The sequence below is a fragment of the Enterococcus bulliens genome (genome assembly GCF_053761865.1).
The window spans coordinates 1-10,640 of sequence record NZ_JBSMXK010000037.1; the positions used below are offsets into that span (position 1 = coordinate 1).

Annotated in this window: 11 protein-coding genes and 1 pseudogene; 2 read left to right on the plus strand and 10 right to left on the minus strand. The window is 29.4% G+C overall.

Features of this window, described 5'->3' with window-relative positions; translation table 11 throughout:
* The 7 genes and pseudogenes from ACWOEC_RS11630 to ACWOEC_RS11660 all read right to left on the minus strand — a co-directional run.
* A pseudogene (locus ACWOEC_RS11630) lies at positions 1 to 1,007 on the minus strand (hypothetical protein); the annotation flags it as partial.
* The gene (locus tag ACWOEC_RS11635) at positions 988 to 1,257 is read right to left on the minus strand and encodes a hypothetical protein (protein WP_077275888.1); all 270 of its coding nucleotides are present in this window, start codon (positions 1,255 to 1,257) and stop codon (positions 988 to 990) included. The gene ACWOEC_RS11635 and the pseudogene ACWOEC_RS11630, both read right to left, overlap by 20 nt.
* Positions 1,258 to 1,695: 438 nt before the next feature.
* On the minus strand, positions 1,696 to 1,932 hold the full coding sequence (locus ACWOEC_RS11640; protein WP_040366727.1) for a hypothetical protein: 237 nt from the start codon (positions 1,930 to 1,932) through the stop codon (positions 1,696 to 1,698).
* Positions 1,933 to 1,955: 23 nt separating this feature from the next.
* Positions 1,956 to 3,230 (minus strand): zinc ribbon domain-containing protein, encoded by a 1,275-nt coding sequence (locus ACWOEC_RS11645; RefSeq protein ID WP_455308360.1) that lies wholly within the window; start codon positions 3,228 to 3,230, stop codon positions 1,956 to 1,958.
* A 5-nt stretch (positions 3,231 to 3,235) separates the two neighbouring features.
* The gene (locus tag ACWOEC_RS11650; RefSeq protein WP_455308362.1) at positions 3,236 to 4,174 is read right to left on the minus strand and encodes a zinc-ribbon domain-containing protein; all 939 of its coding nucleotides are present in this window, start codon (positions 4,172 to 4,174) and stop codon (positions 3,236 to 3,238) included.
* A gap of 13 nt (positions 4,175 to 4,187) precedes the next feature.
* Positions 4,188 to 4,409, minus strand: coding sequence for a hypothetical protein (locus ACWOEC_RS11655; RefSeq protein ID WP_007208443.1), 222 nt, complete (start codon positions 4,407 to 4,409; stop codon positions 4,188 to 4,190).
* A gap of 219 nt (positions 4,410 to 4,628) precedes the next feature.
* Positions 4,629 to 5,198 carry a recombinase family protein gene (locus ACWOEC_RS11660; protein WP_455308365.1) on the minus strand — a complete coding sequence of 190 codons (570 nt, stop codon included), beginning with the start codon at positions 5,196 to 5,198 and terminating at the stop codon, positions 4,629 to 4,631.
* A 343-nt stretch (positions 5,199 to 5,541) separates the two neighbouring features.
* Between ACWOEC_RS11660 and ACWOEC_RS11665 the strand changes: the two genes are divergently transcribed.
* A complete protein-coding gene (locus ACWOEC_RS11665; protein ID WP_455308367.1) occupies positions 5,542 to 6,309 on the plus strand; it encodes a leucine-rich repeat protein in 768 nt (255 codons plus the stop codon).
* A gap of 566 nt (positions 6,310 to 6,875) precedes the next feature.
* Positions 6,876 to 7,790 carry a hypothetical protein gene (locus ACWOEC_RS11670; protein WP_455308369.1) on the plus strand — a complete coding sequence of 305 codons (915 nt, stop codon included), beginning with the start codon at positions 6,876 to 6,878 and terminating at the stop codon, positions 7,788 to 7,790.
* 15 nt (positions 7,791 to 7,805) lie between these two features.
* Here ACWOEC_RS11670 and ACWOEC_RS11675 read toward each other — a convergent pair whose 3' ends face one another.
* The 3 genes from ACWOEC_RS11675 to ACWOEC_RS11685 form a co-directional block, all read right to left on the minus strand.
* Complete coding sequence (locus ACWOEC_RS11675; RefSeq protein WP_192423908.1) at positions 7,806 to 8,381, minus strand: tyrosine-type recombinase/integrase; 576 nt, start codon at positions 8,379 to 8,381, stop codon at positions 7,806 to 7,808.
* A 366-nt stretch (positions 8,382 to 8,747) separates the two neighbouring features.
* A complete protein-coding gene (locus ACWOEC_RS11680) occupies positions 8,748 to 9,461 on the minus strand; it encodes a type II toxin-antitoxin system PemK/MazF family toxin (protein ID WP_104870473.1) in 714 nt (237 codons plus the stop codon).
* Positions 9,462 to 9,578: 117 nt separating this feature from the next.
* Positions 9,579 to 10,640, minus strand: a 1,062-nt coding sequence (locus ACWOEC_RS11685) for a hypothetical protein (RefSeq protein ID WP_455308372.1), incomplete at its 5' end; no start/stop codon positions are given.

Genomic DNA, 10,640 nt, shown 5'->3' on the forward strand with positions numbered 1-10,640 from the left:
AATTTTTGAGCATTAAATTTACTTTGACCTAGTTGTGAAGTATTTGTTACAGTCGAGCCAGTAAGTTCTACTAATAAATTAACTACTTCGATTGAAGATATTTTTAAATAACGCTCCAATAAAGAGATAATATTCCCACAATACTTATTACTGTCAGAAAAGCACTTATATAAATAAATGCCATGTTCTTCAGCATAAAACACACTTGCACTAGGATTATCTTCTTTATGGAAAATATCAAAAAATGGATTTTCTTCAGATAATTCAAGAAACTCTCTCATGTCTAATGATTTAAAATAGTTCATTGCATTATAATCATCAGGAAATTCTTGTTTATAATTATCCCCTAACTTCTCTTTCACAATATCAAATCTACCTAATTTTAATAATTAATAATTCGGTATAGAATCATCAATCATTTCACCACTTATAGCTTTGACCTCTTTAGAAATATCTGTATTTCTTAACTCTACTAATTTTGTAGTATCCAATCTATTATCCCAATCAATCACTTCATAGCCACTATTACTTCCAAAAAATAGTCTACTGGTTTGTCCAACAGATGAATCTGCTTGTGGATATTTTTTAAATAAGGATTGATAAATTGCTTCTATCTCTTTAGTTGAAGTAACCACCCTATCTAATCGAAAAACTACTCTAAATTTATCTACTTCTGAATTTCTATCACTAAATGTTCGATAGATAAAGCAGGCATTGTCTAACATAAATTCATCTGCTTCTAAATCATCAATCGTATAGATATTGTTCATATCTTTATTATCAAAATCAAGCATAACTAATTCTTGTCCGATAATTGCTGTTTGTTTAGATAATTTAGGTTCTGTCAATTCTGCTAACACTGCTGTTTTTCCATTCTCTGTTAGTTCTTTGGCAAATTCTTCCATAGAAATATCTACTAATTCTTCTAAAATAGTTGCTGAAATAGCTTTAACTAGGATATTTTTAGGTTTTTCTGTATTTTCAATACTACTTAAATATAACCGCATAATCTGCCTCCTCTAAATCCAATAATTTTCCATATTTTAGCACCAGATACTTTTCCAACAAAAACGTTTTTTCTTCACTCAAGCCTCTTTTATTTTTTCTAAAATTATGTAAGTTTTGGGCGTGAATACCAATCGCTTTAGCAATCATTGTCATTTTTACATAATAAACTTTATCTAATACCATCAGCCATTCTTTTATTTTTTGCTGAACTTGCTCTAAATCTTCATATTTACCTATTTCTTTCTCCATGTCATACTCCTCCATATAAAATTAAATTATTAATCACGGATGTACCATACCATCATTTGAAACTGAAGTAAAGATAATGTATCATTTATTTTTAGACAAAAAGCCCCTTCTTTTAACTTACTAACTTTAGAAAGAACCAAACTAATTAAAAACATTGATTTATCAACGTTTTATTTAATTATCCTCAATTCTATATACAAAAAAACACCTTAAATTGAACATGAAGTGGATAATTCCCCACAAAAAAATTTTATTGAAGTCTGAGGGGTGTTTTTTGAAAAATAGTGCTTTAAAACGTTGATGTAACAGCAATCTATTAATTTTGTCAACAAGTATAAAACCCTTAATAAATAAGGCTTTTTTAAGGGTCATTTTTTAAGTGGTTTTTGATGGTAATTTTGAGATAATTTTTGAATAAAAAAAGAGATATGATTTTATTCATATCTCTTCTAATAATTCTGTATTCATTTTATTCATGTGCATATTCCACAATTTAATCACTAAATCCTCGGAAAATATCAATTTTTCCTGCTGCTTATCAGATAGTTTTTCAAATTGACTATATAATTCATTTGCCAATTTATTTAAAACAATCTTAGGAATGGTTACGTTGGCTCTCATAAACGTTCGCTTTACTTTATTTTTCACATATTTTTTTATTGACAACTGATTCAAATTATCTCTATCCTTCTTTTTAATTAATCTGCTTTCTTATAAGTCATGTAACCATTTTGATAGACAATTGCTGTTCCTGCTCGATTTGTAACTTCTTCACTACCTTCAGAATTAATACGTATATTAAATTCATACATTTCCTTTTCTTCAGAAAGAAATTCATAAGAAACTTTCTCTGGAAGCCCTATCGAATCTTTAAACTTGCTGAAATAGATTGTCGCATCATCTTTAGAAGCTATTTCAATCGCTGATGTATCAAATGCTATTTTTTTCATTGCATCTACTTTCGCACTTGGCTTATTTTGGAATACGTTATATGCTTCAACATGTTCAGGGTCATACATGGCTATTTGATTATTAATAGAAATCGTATCTTTGTCTATTAGGGTGATAGGCGTAATTGTGGTATCGTAAACTGTCTTAGCCATGCTGATAAGTGGTGTGACAATATAATAGACTTTGTTTTTCATATCATACTTTACTGAATTCATATACCCATCCATGCCACTTCCTTGAAAAGCACCCCAACTTAATTGATTTTCAGGATAATTAAAGTGATAGATATCACCTAATTTATTATCTGAAAGATTAAAATGCCAGCCAACATGCTGATTAAAATAATCTTCAAAATCCGTTTTAATCGTCACGATATCTCTAGCCAATTCATTAGCTTTATCATTTAATTTTGTATCATTGATGCTTTGAATAGAGTTTTCTAATGTGTCAATATCCGTCAAATCAATCAAGGCAATATTCCAACTATTGATTGTTTCTTCCACACTTTCAAGCATATCAAATTGTCGGTTATAATAATTAACGATTGAACGCAATCCTTTAGAAAAGGTGTCATCTCCTTCAATTTCAGGTGTTTCTATACGAGTATCTGAATTAATGGTCAAATACGTAGAATCGAAATTATCTGGAATAGGTTCGTCAAATAGTTGATTGACTTTATCCCTAACATTCACTTTTTCTCTTACATCAGCCAATTGTCTTTTATACTCTAATTTATCTCCCGATACTGCCCAAAGACTTTTCTCCATTTTCTTTACTTTTTGCTCATCTAAATCCATATTTGGAACCGACTTTGTACTATCAGAATATAGATTATTGTAATTATCAATAAATTCGCTTTCTACATGGTTTTTATAAAGCCAGAAACTGCAACAAATGATAATAATACCAGATAAACTAACTAACACAGATTTTTTATTAAAAAACCTTTTTGATGTATTTCCTTTACATTTCGGGCAATGATTATCTACTAATTTTTCTCCACATTTACTACAAAAGTTCATTTGTCTTACTCCTTAGTCACTTTCCATATAGTTGTTACTATCATCATAATAATGCCCATCCCTACTAATAAAATCCCAAATCCGACAGAATTTGAACTGCTTATATCAAAATACTCTGAAGAAACTGAATAAGTTTTTATTTCAGAAATTATTTTAAACAAAAATAATCCATTTACTACAAGTAATAAAATTTGAATAAACTTACTAACTATATGATTAATAAACAACAGAACAAATGAAACAATCGGAAGTATCAGAATAACAATTAATAAAAACTGATAGCCACCATCCATCTTCGAGAGCAACGTTAGATAGTCATACAAAGTAATAGTAGAATCTAACCCATACCCCAAACCATTAATCTCACCATGAAGTATTGGTGCTAAGAATACGCCTGTATAATAGAATATTATGCCGATTAATGAAACAATCCAGCTAGAGTTCATTCTAGCTGATTCGTTATGGTATTCATTTTTATCTTCCAAAACGTCATTTCTATTATTTGATGATTGTTCTATATGTTCATTTCTAACCGTAAGATTTTGAGTAGCTGTTTGAAGCAAACCATTTGTAAACTCTTTTATTTCCTGCTTATCAAGCATCATAACCTTTTCTTTCATCTTTTTATTCAATAGATGTTCTGAACTGTTCTTACTATTTGCATACCAATAACCAAAAATAATAGACACAACAAAAAACATCCACCCCAAAATGGGTTTAATTGTTAGGATAAGCATAGTAATCACTATAAAAGTAAATAGAACAATCAAATTATTTTTGATAAAACTAATAAAGCGGCTAACTTTCCTTTGATTCAATCGAAAAATATTTAATTGAGTTTCAAACTGCCTAACAATTTGTTCGCCTTTCACGCTCTTGCCACATTTTTCACAAAAATTCGAATCTTTCGCTAACTTCTCTCCACACTGACTGCAATAATTCATTTCTAACACTTCCTTATTTTTTACTTGCTTGAACGACGAAAAATACGATAACCGCTATAGCCATTATCAAAACGAGTGGATGATTCATTAGAAATCTAAATAATAGGTTCAATAATCCAATAATTACAACCATTGCAACAATAAAACTTCCAATTTTTGTTAAGCAACCCTCTTTTTCAGTTTCTGGTTCAGTTACATCTTGAATGATTATTTTTATCCCATCTTTTAAAGCCATAAAATCAACCCTTTCAATAAATTCTAACGAGGTAATAAATCAACGTTTTTGCCACAACAAAATAAGACCACCATATCAACTCTAGAAATACTGATACAATCGTCTTTTTTATGTATTTTATTTTTTTATGCAGTGTCGGTAAAAAACGTTGATTTATTGCCAGTTAATTACCAACTTATACTACTAAATTCTATCGTTTGTCCATTGAAATGACAAGTCTCATTTTCGGGATAAGCCTGCTTTTTTAGCAATGTTATAAACAGTTTTTTCGGATACTGCACATTTTACTGCAATTTCTTTCAAAGATAGCTGATTTTCTTGATACAAAACAATAATTCTTTTGCGTTTATTTTTCTTAATCGGTGGTCTACCCAACTGTTTATCCGAGTTAGCTAACGCCTCTTTTGTTCGTAAACTAATACTTTCTGCTTCAAATTCTGCTATACCTGCTAAAACGGTGAAGAATAGTCGTCCGCTCGCTGTTCTGGTATCAATGGATTCTTGAATACTTTTCAGATATATCTCTTTCTCATTCAGTTCAGACATAAGATTTACCAATTGCCTAGATGACCTGCTTAACCGAGCTAAATTATAAATTATTAAGGTATCTCCTTTTTCTAAACGTTTCAATGCTTTGTCAAGTTCTGTTCGATGTTCCTTTCTTCCACTAATCTGCTCAGAAAATAATTCATCAGGTTCAAACTTTTCCAATGCCTTTCTCTGCACTTCTAGTCCTAAGTCCTGCGTATTTTTGCTAGTGCGAATATAGCCAATCGTTTTATTTCTCATGCGAGGTCTCCTCCTTTCTTTTCCTTAGTTTAATAATTTCTTTTTAAATACAAAAATACCCTGACTACTGGGAAATAGACAGGGTAAATGAAAAAATCATTTAAAACCATAGAGGCTATTCAAATGGTTCTTGTCAAGGTAGTTTTATTATCACATAAAAAATAACAATTGTCTAGCAAATAAATCGTCACTTTACTTTTCTATTATTTCTTATTTTTTTAAACGAAAAAACACATAAGAACCTATGTATCAACATTTATAACGTATTAAAAAATTCATATCAGTTCTTTAAGATGCTATAATAACATATGTATTAAAAAACAAAAAGGAGGAATTTTTATCAATGACAAACGGAACAAGTCAAGGACTATTCATAGTCGTTGCAATTATTATATTCGGTATTTTCGTATATATTGTTTATTTATTGTTTGGAGATAATTTAAAAGGTTCACTAACCACTATTTTTGCCGATGGGCTTACACAAGCAGAAACCAGTTTAAGCTCAGAATCAGACTTGAAATCTTATAAAACAGAAGGAAACACAACTTATGTAAAAGTAAATGACCAATTGTATTTAAGGTTGTATGATGATGGTATTGGTTGGAGAATAGTTGGCTCATCTCCAACAGAAGAAATGTCAGATTTTAGAGATGGAAGTAACTTATCAATAATCACTTTAAATTTACCCGATAAAGTAGACGGAAAAGTAATCTATTCAATAAACTTTGGTTTATTTTCAGGAGCAAAGTTTAACGGAATGCTCTCCTTACCAAAATATCTAGTTACTATTGGAGATGGTGCATTTGTTCAATCTTCCTTCTCAGGAACGTTTACTGCACCTGATACGCTGACTTCTATTGGAGATAGTGCTTTCACAAACAGTAATTTTAGTGGAACTTTAGATTTAAAAAAAATCACATCTATTGGAAGTCAAGCTTTTTCTAATGCTAATTTCACAGGAACATTAACATTACCTAAAGGTTTCAAACAATTATTGATGAATGGCACATTTGGAAATTCAAGTTTTTCTTCTGTTGAAACGAATGGATGGACAGGCATTCTACCTCAAGCAATAAGAATGTCAGACGGTTCATATTACAATGTAAACTAGACTACTTTCGACCTATTTATTTTCTTATCGCTCATTCAATGAGCGATATTTTTTTATCACACACTTTTTTTATAGTCAAGTTGATTTATAGACAACGTTCAAATTTCCATCCCCTACTTTTAGATGATAAAATAGAGTTGGATAGTTATGAAAAGGGATAGTTATGAGATGGATACTTTTGTAAATCAGGGATACTTTTAAATTATGAACCCCTTCATAATCCTTACATTTATTAATTTTCATACCCTACCTAAACCCTCCATCAACCCTAAAAAAGAGGTTTTTCCAAAAAAATAGATGATAACAAAATGAGAACTTTTGTGATAACTTTTTGAAAACTATGCCAATTTTGATGTGAATTCGGAAAAATCGCAATGGAAACCTCCATGAGTTTTTCAAAACAGCTACCTAAGCAAGAAATAGAAAAATTTTCTATACAAATACAATCACTAAATGATGGATAGAAATGAGAATGGATAGTTATGAGTGTGGGGTTACTTATGGATAGTTTCGAGAAGGGATACTTAAAAAAAATATAATAGATATCACAATAGGAGGGAGTGTATATGAACACACTTTTTGTAAACAATCGGGCTATTGATTCTGAGGAATTAGTAGACATCATAATTAATTCAAACGGAATATATGAAAATACCTTGATTAAGCTCTTGCAATGCAATCGCATCAGCTTAGAATCACGATTAAAAACTCTAAAAAAGAACAAAATCATTTCTAAAGGAAAATTAAATAAACATTTTTATTATGTTGATAAATATGCCTTAAAAAATATGAAGGATTTAGATTTGCAGGCAATGGTTGTTCAAAATTTGGTTTCTATTGGCTTATATACCAATAAAATTCAAGTGATTAATTCACTAGATAAAAACAAACAGCTCTATCTTTCAGTATTTACTTCAGGTAAATATAACTATAAAAATGATGAAGCTATAAAAAAACTTGCAAATAAACGATACAATCAATTAACTTCTGAAGAAAATAGAAAGTATTTTAGTCAGTTCATCGTCAACGAATTGACTAAATTGCCAATTAAAGTATCTTCTTTTTCAGATATGCTACAAAAACGCTACTATACAACTTCTATAGAAACTGTTGATATATTAGCTATTCCAACTAAAGAATTTATCCCTACCATACAATCTAGCTTAGCAGATGTCTCATTTAGAAACTTGGAAAATAATATCACACTCATCCGGGATGATATTTTGATTTATCTGAATGATTCTAATACCCTTGGTTATTTTGTGAAAGAAAATAATCAATATACATTACGAGCAATTTATTCTGTAATTGATTTCTTCTATTATTTAACCTTACACAAAAATTCTAAAGATGCCATTTATATTTCTGATAATAAAACTGAGTATGATAATGCAGATAACTTGTATTTTCAAAGTTATTTAAATAAGGAAAAGTACAATACTGCTCAATTAAAAAAAGACAAGCAAAAACCACAATCTTAATTGATTGTGGTTTATTTACTTAAATGGGTCAAAATCTTCTAATTTCGCTTTGATATCGTCTTCTTCAATACCAGCATATCTTAAAGTTACTGCTTGGCTACTGTGGTTTAAAATTTTCATTAATGTTACAATATCTCCTCGATTATGCTTTAGAAAGAAATAAGAAAAAGTCTTTCTTAGTGTATGTGTGCCAATATAATCTAACCCCATACTATCAGCTACTTTTTGCATGATTTTGTAATATTGATGACTTGCCAAGGGTTTACTTCTATCTGAAGGACTTGGAAACAACCATTCTGATTGAGAATCATGTTCTTCATTTAAATATTCAATAATAGATACGGTCAATCTGTTTAAATGCAACGTTCTTCTTTTTCCTGTTTTTTGTTCAATAATTTCTGTTTGTGTTTTATTTTTCACGTCAGAAACCTTTAAATTAAGTATATCTGAAATCCGTAACCCTGTCTTTATTCCAATTGCCATAATCAAATAATCTCTTTTTCCGTGTTTGCCCTTTTGTAATTCTTTTCCAAATTGAATTAGCGTTTCCTTATTTTTTATCGGTTTGACATTAATCATTTTTTGTCCCATAAATTACCTCCCTAAGATGCACTATTTATGGATACTTATAGTGTATTTAAATATAAAAGTATCCATCTCCCTATAAATCAAAAATGAAAGATTGATAGAATAGGATTGGTGATGGATACTAATTATAAAAGTATCCCTTTTAAGGACCTTTATAGCATCATAATTTGGAGGTTGCAAATTTGTAGAACAAAAATAAATCCCTTATGCTAAAAAGCACAAGGGATAAAAAATCTTTTACACTTCATCCGTGTAAGGGTCCCATCAAAAATAGATTGATGCACCGAAAAATATTATTATTTGTATGTGATTAATTCTTAATCACATACTCATTGTATTTCTCAAAATATATTTTGTCAAGCCTCAAACTTAAAAATCTACTTCAGTACTTCTATTTAATCCTTTTAATCGGGCGTTTTCTTCTTTCAAAATTTTGATTTCTTCATTTAATTGTTCTATATCTTCTTTAGCTTTTTGTTTAGTTCTTACTATATCATTTTCCATTTGTTTCAATAGAAAAGGAGTAAGATACTGAGATATTTTTAAAGATATTTCGTCTAACTTTGTTCCATCAGATATCAGTCCATGTCTTCTCAATATTCTGCTACGGCTTATATATCTTAGTTGGTCTATTCTAATAGTAGAATTATACAATAAATTACCTTGATTACTAATTTTTTGTTTTATTTGGACTAACAACGGATTGTTTATATCTTGATAATATCTAGGAGCTGAGGTTATCGGAGCGACTACTAATCCTGTAATCCCTGCTTGCAATACTACAGCATTGTGGTCAAAAGTTAATTCTTCACCAAACCCTCCGAAAAAATCAACAAAAACTATTTGTCCTCTTTGAAATTTTTGTCGCTGAATACCTTGTAAATTGGGTATTCCTTGATGATTGATATAGTTTGAATATCCATAACACCATTTTATTCCATCTTTCATCTTCATGTTTTCTACTTGCTTGGTCAATTTATAATGTCTGAACGAGATATCGCTCATTAATTTTTTATCAGAACCTACTTTTAATTGCGATTGGTGTTGATTTGAAACTACTTGTTTATAATACTGTCTATCCATGAACTTATTCACAACCTTCTAATAACTAAATTAATATTTTTTTCTACTTATGCAAGCCTGTTCTCTATATGGGCACACTCTTTTTCAAGTAATTTTTAAAAGATAACGGCATATTTTTTATTCAATCGCTTGTAAAATCCAGTCATACAACTCCTTAATCTCCAATTTTTTATCATAAGAATCAATTATTTTTTGTTTGGTTCTGTCCAACTGACTAAATAAAAGCTCTTTTCCTTTTTCTTCTAAAGTAGTATTTCTATAAATATATAAGTTTGTATCCCACTTTTTTTCAAAGATAGTATATTTTTCTAAAACCGATGCAACCTTATTAAGTACTTCGTTGAATTCTATTACAGTTAAGTCATCATCATACCTATAGACAATCTTTCGATAGTCAATCTCTTTTAGTCGAAATAAATTATCAGAAGTAACAAAGCTTTCAGATAGTATAAGTAGTTTTTCTTTAGTTCTCACACCGAAAATATCAAATTTTCTTAAATTCTCTAAAAAAACATCATCAAATTTTCTTAATTTTTTCCGATAAAAAAGTTCTAGCAAAAAAGGTGAATCTACTTTAAAAATATAATTATCATTAAACTTTTTTATTGAGAGAATAAACATCCCGAAAGAAGTTTGTTCCAGTGTAATTTCTTTTGGAAGCTGATTACTTATTAAAGGCTTAATTCTGTTCAAATGGCCTACAACTTTTATTTTCATTGAGATAACAGCAGACAATTTGCCATTGTTTTCCATTACCTCATTAATAATCTCTTTGTAATCATCATTTTGATTATTTTCTATTTCATTAGCTATTTTTCTTGTAACATAATCTGTATTTTGGTTATTTTGTTTTACAAAATGCTTTAGGTTACTGCGTTCATACCTATAAAGTGAAAGTAACTTATCTATCTCTTTTTTCTTAGGACTTTTCCCTCGCCGTATATAATCCATTAGTAATCTTTTTACTTGCTTCTGCCTTTTATCAAAACTATCATAATAACCTTTAGGGAGAATAATTTCAGTTTTCTGTAAAAGTTTAGAATCAGTCATCAGAATATCATAAATATCTGAGTTGTATTTCAATAGCTTATTGTATCGTATATATTCTTTTTCCGTTTTGATAATTTTTATCATAGAATCTAATTGCTTAAAATTATTTACACAATTTCCACCAATAAG